Raw genomic sequence first — 18,158 nt, 5'->3', positions numbered from 1 at the left:
CGGTATACTAAGTCGTATGCTGTGCATAACTGGCAAGTGCTGACTAGTGACTTGCCGCACACCGAAAGGAAGTTGACAGACAATGTCCCATATTTTGTTAGTAGGGGCCCTGGACCACGCGGCCCGCACCCTAATTGACCAGCTCCGGCGACTGGACCGGGTGACAGTGACCGTGTATTCACCCAGTCGCGTGACCTTACCCGCCGACGTTTTGGCGTTAACGGGTCAGCCCTTAGACGAGGGCGGCTTGACCGCCGCGATGTTGGGGCAGGACCAAGTGATTGCGCTAGTCCCGACCATTGAGCTGGCCCGGCTGGTGCCGACGCTGATCACGGCGTTACGGGCCGCGGGCCAACCGCGACTAGTCGTTAGCCGTACGGACGACGTGGTGGAACTGCCGCGGCAACTGCGCGCCGCTCGGCAGGCGTTAATGGCGGCCCAGATTCCGTTTGACTTTGTCGACGGTCTGGGAGCCGCGTTGACCCTGGCAGCGCACGCGACGGCGGTCCCCCTAATCCCAGCAACTCAAAAATCCGTTTGACCGGCGCATCCCGGTCAAACGGATTTTTTAATCGTTGTTGTTGAGTTAAGCGGTCTGGGTTTTGCGTTGCCGAATCTCGGGCACGAGCCACCAGACCAGGGCCAGGTTGATCAACATCAGCGCGGCCGTGGAGATGAAGACGGCGTTGTAGTTGAAGACCCCGGCGATCCAGCCACCAATCAGGGACCCCAACATGTTACCGACGGCCTGGAAGGACTGGTTCCAACTAAAGACCGTGGAGGTGAGTTCGACCGGGGTGTTTTTGGTCAGCAGGGTCTGAATCTCGGGGTAGAGCGCCCCGTCGGAGATCCCGATCATGAACCGTAACAGTCCCAGCATCCAGACGCTGGTGACGAACCCTTGGGGCAGGTACATCAGCGTGGCGAAGATGTAGCCGAACAGTAGCACCCGCCCGGACCCGTGTTGGTCACCGTACCGACCTAGTCGCGGTGAGGCGATGATGTTGGAAATCCCGGGTAATGCCGCGATGATCCCGGCGACCACGGTGATTGGGCCGACGTTGTGCATCAATTCCTTGACGTACAAACTGATAATGGGCGAAATCGAAATGTTCCCAAACTGCACGATCAGCGTTGAGGAAAGCAGCACTAAAATCAGTTTTGGCTTCGGAAAGGCCGCCAACGGGTTAAGGCTCCGTTGTTCCTTAGGCTTGGGAGCCACCGGCTTGAACTTCTCTTGCACCATGCCCCAACTCATGAAGAAGGTGATCAGGAGTAAGAAGCCGGTGATAAAGAAGGTCAGCCGAATGGTGAAGACCTGCGCCAAGACCCCACCCACGACCGGACCCAGGAGCATCCCGCTGGTCGGACCGGTCATCAGGGTACTTAACGCGGCCCCACTGTGTTTACGGGGCGTCTGGGAGGCGACTAAGGCCTGGGCGTTGGAGATGTAACCGGCGAAGACCCCTTGTAGGGCCCGTAGCGCGACCATCTGCCAAACGCTGGTGGCAAAGCCCATCAAGGCCAGCGAAATCCCCATCCCCAGCGATGAGCGTAACAGCATGATCTTACGGCCTTTGCGGTCGGCTAGGATTCCCCAGAGTGGGGAGGCGATGGCGGAGACAAAGAAGTCGGCCGCGTAGACCAGCCCACTGTACATGGTCACCTGAGCTTTGGTGTAGTCGCCTAAACTACTGATGTATAACGATAAAAAGGGCATGATTTCGCTGAACGCCATGCCGGCGACGAAGGTACAGAACCACAGCACGTGCAGGTTTTTTTGCCACGGGCTGCGCTCCCTTTCAGCTTCATCCAAGGTGCGTCAACTCCTTATGATTAGATTGAAAATGAGCCTCACCCCGGGGGTGACGACCCATCCTGAAACCATTTATTCCATTGGACATCTCTACTAAAATACGCCCATAGCCCCGAAAAATCAATGATTTGTGGCTAGTTGGATGCGCTCGCAATAATTAAATTAATTACGGAACCGGTCCCATTGCCGGTAGCTTCGCCATTATGGCGTTCCTTAATTTTTGACTGCGGGGGTCCGACGAATCTGCGGGGCGCCCCACCAAATCAACGCGAGGTTGAGGAGCATCAAGGCCGCCGTGGAGAAGAAGACGGCGTTGTAGTCGAAAATCCCGGCGATCCAGCCGCCAATCAGCGCGCCCAGCATGTTACCAATCGATTGAAATGACTGGTTCCAACTGAAAACGGTCGAGGTCAAGTCGTTGGGCGTGTTTTTGGTCAGCAGGGTCTGAATCTCGGGGAACAGGGCCCCGTCGGCAAACCCGACCAAAAACCGTAGAATCCCCAGCATCCAGACGCCGGTCACCAGGCCCTGTGGCAGGTAAACGATGGCCGCGAAGATGTAGCCGAAAATCAGCACCTTACCGGAACCGTGGCGGTCACCGTAGCGTCCTAACCGCGGGGCGGCGAAGATGTTGGAGATACCGGGCAGGGCCGCCAAAATCCCGGCGACCACGGTAATCGGCCCGACGTTGTGCATCAGTTCCTTGACGTACAGACTGATGATCGGCGAGATGGAGGTGTTGCCGAATTGGACGATCATGGTCGACGACAGCAGGATAAAAATCAAACGGGAGCTGGTCAGGACCTTCAGCGGATTGTGGTCGTTGGCCGTGGCCGTGCTTTTGGTGACGGGTACGAACTGCTCGCGCACGCAAAATAGGCTGAGGAAGAAGGTGATCAGCAGCAGGGTGGCGGTCACGAAGAAGGTCACCCGGATGGAAAAAATCTGGGCCAACACGCCGCCCAGCACGGGGCCCAAGAGGTTCCCACTGGTCCCGCCGGTCATCAGGGTGCTGAGTGCGGCCCCGCTGTGTTCCTGTGGGGCCTGCGAGGCGATTAACGCTTGGGCGTTGGGGATGTAGCCGGCAAAGACGCCCTGAAGTGAGCGCAGGGCGACCAGTTGCCAAACGTTGGTCGCTAGGCCCATCAGGCCCATGGCCACGGCGATTCCCAGCGAGGTGCGTAACAGCATCACCTTGCGGCCGGTGCGGTCGGCCAGCATCCCCCAGAGCGGTGCGGCAATCGCCCCGACGAAGAAGTCGGCGGCGTAGACCAGCCCGCTGTACATGGTGACTTGGGCCTTGGTGAAGTCGCCCATGCTGTTGACGTACAGCGACAGGAAGGGCATGATTTCGCTAAAGGCCATGCCCACGATAAAGGAGCAAAACCAGAGAATATGTAAATTACGGCGCCACGGCCCGTTTGCTTTAGTAGTTTCATCCACGTTGAAGACCCTCTTCACTAAAATGTTAACGGTAACATTACCATTCATTAAACGGCAAAATCCACCAAAGGTCAACGGGGCCACCGGAAGAACCGCCAAATGGACGGTACCGATTATTCAATATTCTATATGGTAACTGGCTTACCGCTAGCCAGTTAGGTATAAAGCCTGTCCTGGTGGGGCCGATGGTGAGATATGCCAAGAATATTGTGAATTGCGAATAATTTATCAGGGAATATTCCTGGAAGAGACCAGTCAAAATGAGTATATAAAAGGCCCACGGAAAAGCGTCCGTGAGCCGAAAATTGGTTAAGTTAACTTCAAGAGCCCGTTAATCGTTTTGAGCCTTAAACGCGTCAACGCCCTTAGCCAGCCGGTGTAGGCCGTCCTTGAGCCGTTCGGCCGGGCAGGCCACGTTGATGCGTACGAAGTCGTGACCGTCGCCGCCGTAGACCGCACCGGCCGTGATGAACAGGCCGGTCTGCGCGCGAATAAAGTCGCACAGTGCGGTGGTGTCGTGCGTCACGTTGCGGCAGTCGATCCAGACCAGGTAGGTCGCGTGGCCTTCGATGACCTGAAGTTCGGGCAGGTGCTTGGTGATGAACTTGGTCAGCGTCTGCTTGTTGGCGGTGACCTGGGCGTTCATTCCGTGGACCCAGTCGGCGCCGGTGGTGTAGGCGGCGATCACGCCGGGGATGGCAAACGCGTTGGGTTCGGCCAGTTCATCGGTGTTGAGGCCCCGGTCGACCAGGTTGCGTAAGGCCTCGTTAGGAATGATGACCGTGGCGGCGTGCAGGGCGGCCACGTTAAAAGTCTTGCTGGTCGAGACACAGGTGATGCTGTTCTGCGCGTTGACGTCGTTGACCGAGGCGAACGGCGTGTAGGGGTGGTCGGCGTCGGTGATGTCGCCGTGGATTTCGTCGGATAAGACCGTGACGTGGTTGGCCGCGGCCAGTTCCCCGATGCGGGTCAGTTCGGCCGCCGTCCAGACCTTGCCCACCGGATTGTGGGGGTTACACAAGATCATCATGGTGGTCAGCGGGTCGGCCATTTTCGCGTTGAGGTCGTCCCAGTCGATGGCGTAGGTGCCGTTTTGGTCGATCAGGTCGCTGGACAGGATGTGGCGGCCGTTGTTGACGATGGAATTATAGAAGATATTGTAAACGGGGGCCTGAATCAACACGTTGTCGCCCACGTTGCTGACGCGCCGGACCGCCGAGGAGATGGTGGGCACGACGCCGGTGGCGAACCGCATCCAGGCGGTGTTGGGCGCCCAGTCGTGTTCCGTGGCGTACCAGTGTTGGACGGCCTCAAAGTAGGCTTCGGGGACTTCTTCGTAGCCGAAGATGCCCGTGACGGCCTTGTCCTGAATGGCTTTGACGATGCCGGGCGCCGTACGGAAGTCCATATCGGCGACCCACATCGGCAGTTCGTTGTCCTTGACGTCCCACTTGACGGAGTTGGTGTGGCGTCGGTCGATCATTTCGGAAAAATCAAATTTAGTCATGGTTAGCCTCCTGGGTGGTAATGGTGGTGCGGGCGGGATCGATGGCCGGATCGTCAAAGATGACTTTGCCGATACGCGGCGCCGTGATCTTCCCGTTAACGGGATTCTTGACGCTATCGATCTGGGTCACGATGGTGGCGTCGACGTCCTTGCAGTATTCGAAGGACAGGTCGGTGTTGATCAGCGAACAATCCCGCATGGTGAGACCATCAACGTAACACAGGCCCTGATCACTTTCCAGCCAACAGTTGACGAAGGTGATGTTTTTGGTGTTCCAGGACAGGTACTCGCCGATGATGGTCGAGTCGTAGATGGTGACGTTGTCGCAGTTCCAGAAGGCGTCGTGGGTGATGAACGTGGAATCGTGGACCTCGATGTTCTTGCCGCCGTCAAAAGCGTAGTTCCCGGTGACCTTTAAATCGTGGGCGACCACGTTGTTGGTGTTCATCCCGAAGTAGTCACCGTTAGCGGTGACGTGGTCGATTTGCACGTCGTTGCACCACCAGAGGGTCTCGCCGGCGTTGGCGAAGTCCACGTTTTGAATCTTGAGGTGTTGGGCGTGGCGGAAGGTCTTGGTGGCTCGGACCGTCGTGTTTTGTAAGGTCAGGTTCTGGCTGTACCAGATGCCGGCGTGGGCGTCGGGTTGCCAGGTGGTGTGGTCGACCGTGACGTGGTTGGCGTACCACAAGGGGTACTTCCATTTAAAAATGGTGTGGTCGATGGCTAAGTCGTGCCCGTGCTTCAGCGGGGACTCGCCGTCGTGAAACGTACTATTGGTGATGTGGAGGTCGTGGGCTTGAAAGAGGGCCCGTTCCCCCGTAAATGATTGCTGGTTAAGTTCTTTCAATTGGGTTCGACTCCTTTGTCTGACTAGGGTCTGCTTTAAAAGACTAATCTGGAGAATTCAGCGCTTCCGGGCCAGTCAGCAACGGGCGGAAACAGGTTTTGGGTGGGCACGGCTTTGAGCCCGAAGTTCAGGTCTCAAAGTCCAACCTTTGTCTAGGTCGGTAAAAAACACCGGCCAAGACAAATCACACCCCTGAGCCCATTGCTGACTGGCCCTCCAGCTTACACAAGTTATAGAGACAGCTAGGCTGGATTCTTTTCAACTAAGAGGTTATGAATGGTTATTTAAATCAGTGCTTGAGTTTTAAAACAAGGCCTAATAAGTTCATTCTAAGCCCTTCGAGCCACTCGAAGGCAACTGATTTGTTTGCAGTGGTCATGATTTACCGGTGAGGATGGTTGCCTGACAAATTCCTCAAGACCACCAGAGACGGCGGTAAGCGGTCCCCACGCCGAGGGTCAGTAAGGCGAGGGCGCCGGCGAAGAGGCCGTATTGGGGCCAGGAAAGGCCGGGCGCCGTGACGGTCCGCAGAACGATGAACCGTAGATAGTGGCCGGGCTCCCCGGTCAGGGACTGGGGCACCAACGGAAAGTTAGCCGGGGCGACCACCACGGGTAAATTCCGGTGGGCGTAACGGTTCGTGACCGTGAGTTGGTAGGTCCCCGCGGATTGGCGTGGAAGCGTGAGGCTTTTGAGATTGGTCAGGGGGGCCGACTGCCAGACGATGTGACCGCGTTGGCGCAGGGTGGCCTGGCCAATACGGGTGCCATCGGGATCAATCAAGAGATGATTAAAGGCCACCGGGGCCGTAAAGAGTTGGGTCAGGTGTTGACCGGGACGCAGCGTGTGCCGGCGGTCCTGATAGTAGCGGCCCTCGTTTTGACTCACGACCTGGACCGTCTTATCTAGTGGTCGGGTCAACGACCAGCCCCCGGTCCCCAGTGCAGCGAGCAACAGGAGGACCAGGCCGCCAGTCAATCGTCGCTGGACCACGGCGGGCCGGGCGACCGGTAACCGGTCCGGGACCCGCAAGCTCAGGGCCGCTCCCGCTAGTAGGAGGGGTAGGAGTGGCAGGGCGTAACGTTCCTCGGTCTCCCAGAACAGTACGTGAAAGGCCGTCAGTCCCAGGGCGAAGAGCCCTCCCAATAAGTAGCCGGGATGGAAGGTCCGCCGGCGCCACTGTTGCCAGCCCCAGAATAGGTTGACCAACAGCAGGGCGCAGTAGCTCAGTTGGGCCCAGTTGGCTAGTAGCCATTCGACGGTGGCTCTGTGTTGGCGGTACCAGGTCGGCATGCGGGTGAAACTGGAATTAACCTGAAAGGCGTCGAAGGTCCCGGTAGCGAGGAAGAGGCGGGCCTTCTTGCCCAGGTGGTTGAGGAGACCCAGCGGTCCCATTTGGTGCAGGTAGGCCTTGAGATGGGCCGTTGCCAGTTGTTTTTTCGCCTGAGCGGTGGGCGCTTGGATCACGGGCTCGGCGTCGTAATGGTTATAGTCGCCGTGAAAGGACGGGTTGGCCCCCATGGCGATCCAGCTCACGGCCGGTAACGTTTTTTGCGGATCACTGGTGTAGCCGGCGGCGCGTTGGACGGCGTGGTTACCGGCGCTCCCACCCAGCAGGCAAAGCCCCAACAGAACGGTCAGACCTAATTTGGCCCAGCCGGCCCGCGGTCGCACCACGGGAAGCAACCAGAGACTCAGGACCACCGCAATGACTAACACGATAAAGTTGGCTTTAAAGAGGTAGGTCGTAGTGAGGACCAGGCCTAATAAGCCACCGGTGACCCACCAGCGCCGCGCCGTGGTGGCGTGACGGAGGCGGGTCATTAAGACTAGCGTGAACAGGCCGGCCGGTAGGACCAGAATATCACTATAGGTGTTGAGCCCGTAAGCGTAGAAGGGCACACAGGTCAGGGCTAGGGCCAGAAACGTGTTGGCGGCCACGGGCCTCGTGCGGCGAAGGTGGTGGGCCATCACGGCCAGACCGCAGTCCAACCAGGCGAATTGCAGCAGGTTGAGCCACACGCCGCTATCGGTCCCCAACCAGCGACCAATCTGTAACAGCCCCGCCAGGAGGAGCGTCAGGCTGACGTTATTGGGATAGGTCTGAAAGTAAGTGTTCCAGGTGGTGTCGTGGTGCAGCAGGTTGAGGGCTTGTTGGTGCACGAAATACAGGTCGGCGTGTGGTGTGGCGACCCAGGTGACCGCCACAATCAACTGAACGCCGATTAGGAGGACCCACAGTAGAGGGGCTCGCCAGCGGACCGGCCGGACAGACCAGCGACGCCAGAGCCAGCCCACGATGCCGAGGGCCACCAAACTGGTGAGGGCCAACAACAGTGGTGGCCACCAGTTTTGATCAGTGCGGTAGCCCACGGGCGCTAATAAGGCCAACCCCCAGACCGCACTGAGCCCGAGGGTGATGAGGAGCCCCAGGCTATTGATTAAATGTTGCCGTCGTTCCATGGCCAATCTCCTTAATTTGACAATCTATGATGCAGGGACTTGGGTGCCGCGGTCGTCGCCGTGGCGGTTCCCGCCGCAAAGGCGTGTGAGTAGGTGTCGGTTTGGATGATGAACCGGGGACGCCGCTTGGTTTGCGTAAACGTCCGCCCGACGTATTCCCCGATGATGCTAATGGCGATCAACTGACACCCGCCCAGGAACCACAGCGAGGTCATGATGGACGACCAGCCGGTGACCACGGCGCCCCGGAAGTGTTGGATCACAATCCAGGCAAACATCGCCACGGCGCCCACACAAATCGCGGCCCCGGCCCACAAAACGGCGCGGATGGGCGCGATGGAAAACGAAAAGATTCCGTCCAACGCCAGCTTCATCATCTTTTTCAAGGAATATTTGGATTGCCCGGCGAGTCGCGGCCGGCGTTTGTAATACAGTTTAGTTGAGGCAAACCCAAGTTGCGGCACGATGCCCCGCAAGAAGGGGTCATTTTCATGATACTCCAGTAGGGCGCTCAATGCGCGGCGACTGAGTAACCGAAAGTCGGCGTGGTTGGGCACCAGGTGGACGCCCAATTTATTCATTAACCAGTAGAAGCGTTCGGCGGTATTGCGTTTGAACCAGGTGTCGCTCGACCGGTCGTTACGGACTCCGTAGACGATGTCGAACCCGTCGGCGGCCTGTTGGACCATGTTGGGAATCAAAAACGGGTTGTCCTGGAGATCCGCATCGATGGTGATGGTCAGATCCGAGTAGGGGGCAGCGGTTTGCAGGCCGGCCATCAGCGCGGCTTCCTGGCCGAAGTTCCGACTGAACTTTAAGCCGGTAAAGTGGTCGCTGGTGGTTTGTAACCGACGAATCTCGTCCCAGGTCTGGTCGTGACTGCCGTCGTCGACGAAGAGAATCTTACTATCGGCGGTGACCTGTTGTTCGGTCATGAGTTGCGTCAGAATCGCGTCTAAGGTTTTCGCACTACTAGGTAAAACGGCTTCTTCATTAAAACACGGCACCACTAAGGTGAGCCGTGGTAACTTTTTGTCAGACATGGTATTCCTCCCCTGAAAGCGTCACGTTACTTAGCTAGTTTCCCCGCTAGTTAAGAATATGCCTAAAGCATAAGCTGATTAGGGGGAAAAGCGGTGGAATTAAGCTTGAATTTTACTGTATCTTAGCGAAATTAACCTTCACAACTGAAACGATTTAGTCGCGTTAGCCGTGACGCGGGGGCTTAGTTGTGCGTCTGCGCTGCTCAGGGGGGATGGTGACGGGGAGTCACGACCACTGACGAGGAGAATGGTGGCTGGACGGGGTCGGTGAGCAGTGGTGATTGTGGTGGGTGACGACTAAGCCGTAAAACGGTGTGGAGCCGGGGGTTAAGCGTAACCAAACTGCAACGTTTTTGTCACCAAAGACACACTAGAGGGGCTACAGTGGACCTGAACATTACGGTCTGTCAGGGGGACGAATGGGGTTTCCCGCGGACCGGCAACTCAAGAGAATCTGGGGAGGTCTTTTGATGAGAAAAATTCGGCATCAGACTTGGCAGAAACGCACCGCTCAACTCGTGGCGTTACTCGGCGTGGCCGCGGGATTGGCCGGTGGTGGTCAGGTCGTCGCTCATGCCAGTTCTTTAGCGGTCCCCGACATTTCCGAATGGCAAGGGAAATTGTCGGCCACTCAGGTCGCTAACCTGAAGAATCAGGTCTCCTTCGTGATCAACCGGCGCCAGTATGGGTCCGGTTATCAGGACAAGGATGCCACCAATAATACAAATTTGTATACGCAGTACGGGATTCCGTTTGGCGAATACGACTACGCGCGCTTCACCAGCGCCAGCAGCGCCAAGCAGGAAGCCCAGACCTTCTATAATCGGTCAAATAAAAACGCCCAGTTCTACGTGCTGGACTTTGAGGAAGACGACGTGACCGCGGGGAGCACCAACAGCGCCGTACAAGCTTGGCTCAACGAGATGCGGTCGTTGACCAATAAGCACGTCATCTTTTATTCCTATCAGAGTTTCGCGACGACCTACGCCAATGCGGCGCGACAAAACTTCGACGCCCAGTGGATTGCCAACTACTCGTATCAGCCCACGATTCCGATGGCGTTGTGGCAATATACCGACCACAACTATCTCGCGGCCTTAAACGAATATACGGATAATAGTAAAGTCATCACGTCGGTCCATCCGGTTACTTGGTGGGCGGACGACAGCGTGGCGACCGCGTTAACGCACAATTCAACGGGCCCTACGACGCCAGCTACTTCAGCAACGGGAACCAGTACCACGAGTACTGTGGCGCCAGCGACACCCGCGGCTCCGGCTCGGGTCAGCCTACAGAAGGGCCAACGCGCCTACCTGCACCGGCACGCGGTAACCCTGACTGGCGCGGCCGTGGCGAAGCGCAACACCCAGAAGCTTTATACCATTAGTCGGGTCAAGGCTAACGGTACGGCGGTCTACCTCAAGGGCTTAAACCAATGGGTCAAGGCCAGCAGCGTGACCGGGTATTGGGCCGGCAGTCATCGAACGTTTAAGTTGACGCATAAACTCAACCTCTACACCAGCGCCGCGTTGACCCGCCGGACGGGTAGCTATTACGTAACTGGCGATACGGTCACCGGCAAGCTGGTCAAGTCCCCGAACGGACGGGCTTATCGGATCAAGACCAAGTTGGGTTACCTGACGGCCAACGTGAAGGATTCGACGTTAGCCTGAGGAAACGAGAGGAGTTTAACCATGATCAAACGTTCTAAAAAGATTTTAATGACGGCGGCGACGGGCTTAGCAGTCCTGGCCACGTTGGGGTCGGGCACCTACCTGACCATGCACGCGGCCAACGGGGTCAGCTCGGTCAGCCAGACGGCCGCGCCCACCACAGCCACGGCTAGTGGGACCAAGCTAACGGCTGCCAACCCTAGTGGGACCAAGCAGAATTACACGGTCAAGTATCACGACCAAGCGGGAAGTAACGCGGCGACCTTCCAGAAGAAGACGTTGGGGAGTGCGGCTACGGCGGCGGACCAGGTTGATTACTTCGGCCGAAGCACGGCGGGACCTAGTGTGAAATTAACGCACGGCACTCAGGCCGTGGTGCAGGGGACCATGGCAGGGGACCATGGGTCACACCTACGTCCACTGGAACACCGGCAAATGGTCGGTTACGGCGGTCACCAGTAACGCCGACCAGTCCGGAACGCCGACACAGTTTGCCGACCAGGTCAACAATCAGTTGCAGCAACAGCACTTGCCGACGGACGCCACGACCGGGGCGGTCACGGTTTACAGCCAGACGACTGGTAGCAGTGCCCAAGCCGACACGGTCAAGTGGCAGAGTGGTCACCAGCTTTATACGGTGAGTGGCCAATCGGCGGCCGGAACCGTCAAGTTGGCCCAGAACAGCGACTAGGCCGAGTTCTGACATTTGAACTGACGATTATTAATTTTTGAAGCGGGAAGCAACGGGCAAATCATTGTCGGTTGCGCCCCGCTTTTTTAGCCTATATGGCGACTGATTGAACCGCCGAATTGTCCGGCAACTCGGCGGTTAAGACCCTGGCCGGTGGTCAATCAAACTGTAACGTTTGGTAACTGAACTGCAACTACCTTGTTACGACTTGCACACTTAATTTCGGTACAGTGAAGAAGATGAGTCGTTGGGAGGTGAGCCGTCAGGGAGCAGGAGACAGCGGTCGAGCCGGGGAGTTACAGGGTTCGACAACTCAGGAGTAGGCAACAAATACTTAGTAGGGAAGTGCCAACATGATTTTACAGCATCACTTTATGCGGCGGTTGACCCAAGCGGTGGCCTTATTTGGCGCCATCACCGGGTTGGCGTGGGGCAGTCAAACGGTCGCGCACGCCAGTACCCTCGCCATCCCGGATATTTCGGAATGGCAGGGCAAGTTGTCCGCCAGTCAAGTGTCTAATTTGAAAAGTCAGGTTTCCTTCGTCATCAACCGGCGGCAATACGGGTCCTCGTACCAAGACCTCTACGCCACCAACAACACGGCCCTGTACGTGAAGTATGGCATCCCGTTTGGCGAGTACGACTACGCGCGGTTCACCAGCGCCGCCAGCGCCAAGCAAGAAGCCAAGGACTTCTATAATCGGTCGAACAAAAACGCCAAGTTCTACGTGCTGGACTTTGAAGAAAACGACGTGACGTCGGGCACCACCAATGCCGCGGTCAAGGCCTGGTACGACGAAATGAGTGCGCTGACCAACAAAAAATTAGTCTTCTATTCGTACCAATCGTTTGCGACCAGCTACGCCAACACCGCACGTCAGAACTTTGACGCCCAGTGGATCGCCAACTATTCGTCGCAACCCACGATTTCGCTCGCCCTGTGGCAGTACACCGACCACAATTACCTCTCCGCGTTGAGCGAATACACGGACAACAGTAAGGCCATCACGTCGGTTCACCCGATTTCCTGGTGGACGGACGGGGTCACCACGGCGCTGAGCCACACCACGACCTACGCGTACAGCAGTTATAAGAAGGGCCAACATATTTACTTACATAATAATGCAACCAAATATGTTGACGGTACGGCGATTCCAACGTCCGCGCGCCAGAAGTTCTATAAGATTAGTAAGGTCAAGAGTTTGACCCAATCCAAGTCGAAGCAGGCCCTGTACATCAGTGAATTAGGAAAGTGGGTCCTCTCGCAGGACGGGACCGGGTACTGGTACGGCCAACACGGCTCGTTTAACTTGAAACACAAACTCTACATCTATTCGGATTCGTCACTGACCAAGAAGACCGGGAGTTATTACGTTTCCGGCGATAAGGTGGCGGGGAAGGTGGTCAAGGCCCCGAGCGGAAAGTCGTACCGCATCAAGACCAGCCTGGGCTACATCTCGGGTAACACCCAGTATTCCGACCATGCCTATTACGAATCGCTTAATTCCAGCAAGCAACTGACCACCAAGAAGGCGTTGTACGAATACACCGGTAGCGGGTTCAAGAAGTCTCAGCGCGCCACCAAGGTCGCCAAGGGCAAGACCCTGACGGTCACGGCGGTCAAGAAACGCTCGACGGGTTCGCGCTACTTCGTCTTGAGCAACGGCCATTACGTCACGGCGCTGCAAAGCTACGTGCAAGAGTAAGGGGGTACATTTGAAATGAATTCACGGACTAAAAAATTGATTTTAACCGCGGCCACTAGTTTGGCGGCACTGGCAACGTTGGGGTCGGGGACCTACCTGACCATGCATGCGGCCAACGACGTTAGTACGGTCAGCCAAACCGCGGCACCTAAGACGGCCACGGCGGACGGGACTAAATTAACGGCCACCAGTACTAGCGGCACGAAAAGCAATTACAAGGTGACCTACACGGACCAGCAAGGGAAGCAAAGTGCGACCTTCCAGAAGCAGACGTTGGGCACGACCAGCACGGCCACGGATGAAGTGGATTACGTGGGCCAGACTGACGGCGCTAACGTCAAGTTGACCAAGAACACCACGGCGGTGGTCCAAGGCACCATGGGGCACACCTACGTTCACTGGAATACGGGTAAATGGTCGGTCACCGCGGTCACGGATAACGCCGATACCAGTGGTACGCCCACGCAATTTGCCAAGCAGGTCAATTCGCAATTGAAGCAAGCTAGTCTGCCAGACACCGCCAAGACGGGATCGGTGACGGTGTACAGCGGCACGGAAAGTGCTAAGGCCAACACGGTCAAGTGGCAGTCCGGTAAGCAACTCTACGCGGTCAACGGCACCACGGCGGCCGATACGGTCAAGCTCGCGCAGAAGAGTGCAGATTAGAACAGCGGCGGGGGTTGGCGCGGTTAGGCTCGCCGGCCGAGCCCACTCAGATTAGGTTTTTAACGCCAAGCTCATCATCAGAAAGTCGATTGCTGCGAGTCTCGTTTGCAGCAACCGGCTTTTTTCAGCATTTGGAGGTTTAAGACTAGTCAAGCTTAAGTTCAGGCCGTAAACTAGGGGTATTGAAATTTAGCAGGGGGAATGACCTTTGAATAAGTGGCGCCAACCCGAATCGGGCTTTTCCTGGTTCTACCAACGATTTTTGAATAATCACATTACAATTTTATTGTTAAACCTCTTTCTCTTCCTATTAGTGGTTCACGGTCTCGTTCAAAACGCCGGCTTGCTGGACCCGGTCTGGCGGTTCATCGGCATCGCCGCCCCCGCGATTATTGTGGCGGGGATTCTGTTTTACGTGCTGGACCCGTTCGTGCACTTCATGGAACGGCGACTACATATCAAGGAAGGGCTGGCCATCACGATTGCGTTGGTCCTCACCATTGCGATTCTGGTCTTGATCTTTCTGAGTTTGATTCCGTTTCTGACCCGTCAGACCGCCAGTATGATCGGGTCGTTGCCGCAATTTGCCAACGACATCATGCATCAACTCAACCAGGCCAACCAGCAACACCATTGGCTGACCAACGATAATTTAAACGAGATCAACCAACGGGTCACCACCTACTTCTCGAAGCGGGGCTGGAACCTACTGACCGGGACGCTGAGTTCGATCGGTAACGTGGTGACCACGGTCAGCGACTGGGTCATCACGTTGATTACCGCGCCGCTGGTCCTGTTCTTCATGTTAAAGGACGGCAGTCGGTTCCCCCAGTTCATCAGTCGAGTGGTGCCCACGGCCTACCGGGACCGCTTCATCGTGATGCTTGACCAGATGAACGTCAAGGTGAGTTCCTACATCCGGGGCCAACTGACCGTGGCGTTGTGCGTCTTGATCATCTTTACCACCGGTTATTCGATTATCGGGCTGAAATACGCGCTGTTGTTGGGGGTCATCGCCGGACCGTTGAACCTGATTCCGTACTTCGGGTCGGCCATCGCGTTACTGCCCGCCCTGATCATCGGGGCGATTACCAGTCCATCCATGTTACTGGGTGTGGTCATCGTTTACCTGGTCGAATGGGTTCTGGAAACGCAGGTCCTGTCGCCACTGATCATGGGCAACAGTCTTGAAATGCACCCGATTACCATCGTCTTCGTTTTACTGGCAGCCGGTAAGATGTTTGGCCTGACCGGGGTGATCTTGGGGGTTCCCGGGTTTGCCGTGCTGAAGGTCTTCGTCATTACCACCTTCCACTGGTACCAGGAATACTCCGCGTTGTATCCGGATGTGCTGCCGGACAACGAGGCGTTGACCACCACCCCAACGCCGGACGCGCCGGAACCCCCGACCCCGGCCCCTAAAAAGTAAATCTGTTCGGCCCATCGTCGGTTTGACGGTGGGCCGTTTAGTATTTTAAAGGCTGGTCGATTGAACCCAAGAACCACTTAGTCTCACAATTGCACGGTTAATCGGCCCGCCATGCTATCCTGAAGAAAAAGTTGTGGAGGGAAATGATGATGGCACAGATGGTGATGATTTGGCGGTGGTTAGGTGGCCTGTTGTTATTGGCTTCCGGTATCTTAGGCGTGTTGGTCAAACCGGCGTTCGTGACGTTTTCCGTGGGACCGCGGGGAATTTTTGTTGATGGGTCGACGGCGACGCTCTGCTTGGTCCTGGGATGCGGGGCACTGGGGTACTCGGTCTATTTGCGTCGTCGGCTGAAGCGAACAACGAAGAAATAGGGGGAAACAGCATGCGACAAGCACTTCACTGGTTAACGGTTGTTTGGTTGTTGGACGCGCTGATCATGTGGTGGTTTAGCGACCAGCCGTTCTTTCGGGTGGTAACAACCGCGCAGAAACAGCAGTTATCGGGTTCCGTGGCGGCGTTTTTCTTAGGGTTGAGTCTGATCTGCGCGCTTTGGTCGGGCTGGTTGCACTGGCACCATCCAGCGCCCAAGGCTTAACGATTTATTAACGGCCGCAATCATTTTTAGTTAGCGATAAGCCCCATTTGCTATAACCGTAACATGGCTTTTGACGACCCCTGTCAAAAAGTGAATGGAGGCGACCCAAGTGAATTTTTGTAAACGGGCCTGGCTAAATGTCTGGGCCAAGAAGGGCCGGTCGATACTGTTGATTCTGGTATCGGCGGCAATCCTAATGTTCGTCTTAGCCGGGCTCTTGATTCGGAGCGCGGCGATTAAGGCCACCAATCAGGCGAAGGCCGATGTGGGGGCTACCGTGACCTTGTCGGCAAACCGGCAAGCGGCGTTCAAGCAGATGCGTAAAAGCAGCAGCTCGTCGAGTTCGACCAGCAGCCGTCCCAAGCTGACGCTGACGCCGGTGAAGTTAAGTGACGCGACCAAGATTGCCAAGTTGAGCAACGTCGGCAGTTATAACGTCACCAGTACCACCTCGGCGAACGCCAAGTCCTACGATACGGTGTCGACCAGTACCGGGATGGGTGGTAGCAACAGTGGCGGCCCCGGTGGCATGAAGTCCGGTAGCAGTAGCTCCGGTGACACCCAAATCGATGGGGTCACGGCGACCAGTCTGACCAGCGACTTTAGCGATAAGCAAAGTAAGATTGTGAAGGGGCGCGGCATCACCGCAAGTGACAAGAATACCAACCACGTGGTGATTGAAAAGGAACTGGCGAGCCAGAACAACTTAAGCGTTGGCGACACCATGACCTTTAAGCAGACGACCGGGAGCAAGACCACGGTTAAGGTCAAGATCGTCGGCATCTACAAGGCCAGCTCGAGTTCTTCCAGCACGGCCGGTCCGATGAGTACCGACCCGTCGAACACGGTTTACACGTCCTACACCCTGGCTAATAGCATCAAAGGCAGCAAGTACGCGGGCACGGCGGATTCCGTGACCTTTAACGTGACGACGCCTAGCAAGGTCAGCAGCGTGAAGAAGGCCGGGAACCAACTGATCAGTACCAGCAAGTACACGTTGAGTACCGACGATGCCAGTTACCAGACGGTCAAGGCGTCGATGAGCAGTGTCGAAAGCTTTGCCAACAAGATCGTTTGGTTGGTCGCCATCGCCGGGACCATTATCTTGGCGTTGATCGTCATCCTGATGATCCGCGAACGCCGGTTTGAAATCGGGGTGCTCCTGTCTCTAGGTGAAGCGCGCTGGAAGATTGTGGCGCAGTTCTTCACCGAGATGATCATGGTGCTGGTCGTCGCCCTAGCGATTGCCGGAGCTGGTGGCAAGTTTGTCGGCAACCAGCTGGGGAGCCAATTGGTTTCCCAGACGGCCACGACCACCCAGACCACGAGTACCACGTCCGGCCAACCGGGCGGCGGAAACCAAGGTGGCGGGCAACCCGGTGGCCAGAGCGGTCATACGGGTGGTCCCGGATCGTCGTCCAATAGCACGACGAAGGCCGATACCAAGTTAGCCATCACCGTGAGTGCGGTGGACCTGGCGGAACTGGGCGGCTTTGGGTTGGCGATTACCTTCCTGTCGATCATGATTGCGTCGGGCGGGATCCTGCGACTCGAACCCCGTAAAGTGCTGATTTCCTAAGGAGGCGGACCATGTTAAAAACCAAGGATTTAAGTTACTGGTACCAAGATGCCAGCCAACCCCTATTTAAAGACGTCAACCTGGAATTTGAAGTGGGCCAGTCCTACGCGATTCTCGGACACAGTGGGACCGGGAAGACCACCTTTCTGTCGCTGATTGCCGGTCTCGACCGCCCCAAGGACGGCGAAATCTTTTTGGGCGACCGGTCCCTAAAAAAGATTGGCCTGACCAATTATCGGCGCCATGACGTGGCCATCGTCTTTCAGGCCTACAACCTGTTCACCTACATGTCGCCGTTAGACAACTTGCTGACGGCCATGGCGATTACGAACGCCGAACACGCGGGGGACAAGGCCTACGCCGGTCAGATTCTGCGGGACCTGGGCATCGGCGAAGACCTGATTACCCGTAACGTCCAGCACCTCTCCGGGGGCCAGCAACAACGGGTAGCGATTGCCCGCACCATGGCGTGTGACGCCAAATTGGTGGTGGCCGATGAACCCACCGGGAACCTGGACGAGGACAACACCAACGCGGTGATTGCCCAGTTCCAGAAGATTGCCCACGACCAACAAAAGTGCGTGATCATCGTGACTCACGAACCGGACGTGGCTGCGCAGTGTGACCACCAATACCGCTTGGAAAACAAACAATTTACGCAGTTAGCCTAAGCTAACGTCAAAGTGACCCTGATTCC

Annotated in this window: 17 protein-coding genes; 11 read left to right on the top strand and 6 right to left on the bottom strand. The window is 56.7% G+C overall.

What is annotated here, in order from left to right:
- Positions 1-82 precede the first annotated feature (82 nt).
- Complete coding sequence (locus tag FD38_RS04295; protein WP_057731564.1) at positions 83-541, top strand: Rossmann-fold NAD(P)-binding domain-containing protein; 459 nt, start codon at positions 83-85, stop codon at positions 539-541.
- A gap of 45 nt (positions 542-586) precedes the next feature.
- On the opposite strand, the gene FD38_RS04290 is transcribed toward FD38_RS04295, so the two are convergent.
- The 6 genes from FD38_RS04290 to FD38_RS04265 all read right to left on the bottom strand — a co-directional run bounded on the left by FD38_RS04290 (position 587) and on the right by FD38_RS04265 (position 9,119).
- On the bottom strand, positions 587-1,816 hold the full coding sequence (locus tag FD38_RS04290; RefSeq protein WP_057731561.1) for an MFS transporter: 1,230 nt from the start codon (positions 1,814-1,816) through the stop codon (positions 587-589).
- 213 nt (positions 1,817-2,029) lie between these two features.
- On the bottom strand, positions 2,030-3,259 hold the full coding sequence (locus tag FD38_RS04285; protein ID WP_057731559.1) for an MFS transporter: 1,230 nt from the start codon (positions 3,257-3,259) through the stop codon (positions 2,030-2,032).
- A gap of 331 nt (positions 3,260-3,590) precedes the next feature.
- Positions 3,591-4,766: a MalY/PatB family protein gene (locus FD38_RS04280; protein ID WP_057731556.1), complete on the bottom strand. Its 1,176-nt coding sequence runs from the start codon at positions 4,764-4,766 to the stop codon at positions 3,591-3,593.
- Positions 4,759-5,613, bottom strand: a complete 855-nt coding sequence (locus tag FD38_RS04275) for a DUF3737 family protein (protein WP_057731554.1) — start codon at positions 5,611-5,613, stop codon at positions 4,759-4,761. The genes FD38_RS04280 and FD38_RS04275 overlap by 8 nt, the downstream gene beginning before the upstream one ends.
- Before the next feature lie 414 nt (positions 5,614-6,027).
- Entirely contained in the window at positions 6,028-8,076 is a 2,049-nt protein-coding gene (locus tag FD38_RS04270; protein ID WP_057731552.1) for a hypothetical protein, read from the bottom strand.
- A gap of 11 nt (positions 8,077-8,087) precedes the next feature.
- Positions 8,088-9,119: a glycosyltransferase family 2 protein gene (locus FD38_RS04265; protein ID WP_057731549.1), complete on the bottom strand. Its 1,032-nt coding sequence runs from the start codon at positions 9,117-9,119 to the stop codon at positions 8,088-8,090.
- A 470-nt stretch (positions 9,120-9,589) separates the two neighbouring features.
- On the opposite strand from FD38_RS04265, the gene FD38_RS04260 reads away from it, so the two are divergent.
- The 10 genes from FD38_RS04260 to FD38_RS04220 all read left to right on the top strand — a co-directional run bounded on the left by FD38_RS04260 (position 9,590) and on the right by FD38_RS04220 (position 18,132).
- Positions 9,590-10,792: a GH25 family lysozyme gene (locus FD38_RS04260; RefSeq protein WP_057731547.1), complete on the top strand. Its 1,203-nt coding sequence runs from the start codon at positions 9,590-9,592 to the stop codon at positions 10,790-10,792.
- Between the two features lie 21 nt (positions 10,793-10,813).
- Positions 10,814-11,254: a hypothetical protein gene (locus FD38_RS13010; RefSeq protein ID WP_225430806.1), complete on the top strand. Its 441-nt coding sequence runs from the start codon at positions 10,814-10,816 to the stop codon at positions 11,252-11,254.
- Positions 11,193-11,483, top strand: a complete 291-nt coding sequence (locus FD38_RS13005; protein ID WP_225430807.1) for a hypothetical protein — start codon at positions 11,193-11,195, stop codon at positions 11,481-11,483. The genes FD38_RS13010 and FD38_RS13005 overlap by 62 nt, the downstream gene beginning before the upstream one ends.
- Positions 11,484-11,836: 353 nt before the next feature.
- Positions 11,837-13,189 carry a GH25 family lysozyme gene (locus FD38_RS04250; protein WP_057731546.1) on the top strand — a complete coding sequence of 451 codons (1,353 nt, stop codon included), beginning with the start codon at positions 11,837-11,839 and terminating at the stop codon, positions 13,187-13,189.
- Positions 13,190-13,204: 15 nt separating this feature from the next.
- The gene (locus FD38_RS04245) at positions 13,205-13,855 is read left to right on the top strand and encodes a hypothetical protein (protein WP_057731543.1); all 651 of its coding nucleotides are present in this window, start codon (positions 13,205-13,207) and stop codon (positions 13,853-13,855) included.
- Positions 13,856-14,063: 208 nt separating this feature from the next.
- A complete protein-coding gene (locus FD38_RS04240) occupies positions 14,064-15,284 on the top strand; it encodes an AI-2E family transporter (protein ID WP_057731540.1) in 1,221 nt (406 codons plus the stop codon).
- A 149-nt stretch (positions 15,285-15,433) separates the two neighbouring features.
- Positions 15,434-15,658: a hypothetical protein gene (locus tag FD38_RS04235; protein ID WP_147007855.1), complete on the top strand. Its 225-nt coding sequence runs from the start codon at positions 15,434-15,436 to the stop codon at positions 15,656-15,658.
- Between the two features lie 11 nt (positions 15,659-15,669).
- Positions 15,670-15,882 (top strand): hypothetical protein, encoded by a 213-nt coding sequence (locus FD38_RS04230; RefSeq protein WP_057731535.1) that lies wholly within the window; start codon positions 15,670-15,672, stop codon positions 15,880-15,882.
- Positions 15,883-15,991: 109 nt separating this feature from the next.
- A complete protein-coding gene (locus FD38_RS04225) occupies positions 15,992-17,461 on the top strand; it encodes an ABC transporter permease (RefSeq protein WP_057731532.1) in 1,470 nt (489 codons plus the stop codon).
- A gap of 11 nt (positions 17,462-17,472) precedes the next feature.
- A complete protein-coding gene (locus FD38_RS04220) occupies positions 17,473-18,132 on the top strand; it encodes an ABC transporter ATP-binding protein (protein WP_057731529.1) in 660 nt (219 codons plus the stop codon).
- Positions 18,133-18,158 lie beyond the last annotated feature (26 nt).

This window comes from Levilactobacillus zymae DSM 19395 (assembly GCF_001434115.1).
Lineage (GTDB): Bacteria > Bacillota > Bacilli > Lactobacillales > Lactobacillaceae > Levilactobacillus > Levilactobacillus zymae.
Note: the sequence above shows the minus strand (reverse complement) of the source record. Positions and strands in the feature narration are given on the sequence as shown.

Coding starts and splice junctions, on each gene's coding strand:
- FD38_RS04295 (WP_057731564.1), top strand. CDS start 83: ATGTCCCATATTTTGTTAGTAGGGGCCCTGGACCACGCGGCCCGCACC.
- FD38_RS04280 (WP_057731556.1), bottom strand. CDS start 4,766: ATGACTAAATTTGATTTTTCCGAAATGATCGACCGACGCCACACCAAC.
- FD38_RS04270 (WP_057731552.1), bottom strand. CDS start 8,076: ATGGAACGACGGCAACATTTAATCAATAGCCTGGGGCTCCTCATCACC.
- FD38_RS04265 (WP_057731549.1), bottom strand. CDS start 9,119: ATGTCTGACAAAAAGTTACCACGGCTCACCTTAGTGGTGCCGTGTTTT.
- FD38_RS04260 (WP_057731547.1), top strand. CDS start 9,590: ATGAGAAAAATTCGGCATCAGACTTGGCAGAAACGCACCGCTCAACTC.
- FD38_RS13010 (WP_225430806.1), top strand. CDS start 10,814: ATGATCAAACGTTCTAAAAAGATTTTAATGACGGCGGCGACGGGCTTA.
- FD38_RS13005 (WP_225430807.1), top strand. CDS start 11,193: ATGGGTCACACCTACGTCCACTGGAACACCGGCAAATGGTCGGTTACG.
- FD38_RS04250 (WP_057731546.1), top strand. CDS start 11,837: ATGATTTTACAGCATCACTTTATGCGGCGGTTGACCCAAGCGGTGGCC.
- FD38_RS04245 (WP_057731543.1), top strand. CDS start 13,205: ATGAATTCACGGACTAAAAAATTGATTTTAACCGCGGCCACTAGTTTG.
- FD38_RS04235 (WP_147007855.1), top strand. CDS start 15,434: ATGGCACAGATGGTGATGATTTGGCGGTGGTTAGGTGGCCTGTTGTTA.
- FD38_RS04230 (WP_057731535.1), top strand. CDS start 15,670: ATGCGACAAGCACTTCACTGGTTAACGGTTGTTTGGTTGTTGGACGCG.
- FD38_RS04220 (WP_057731529.1), top strand. CDS start 17,473: ATGTTAAAAACCAAGGATTTAAGTTACTGGTACCAAGATGCCAGCCAA.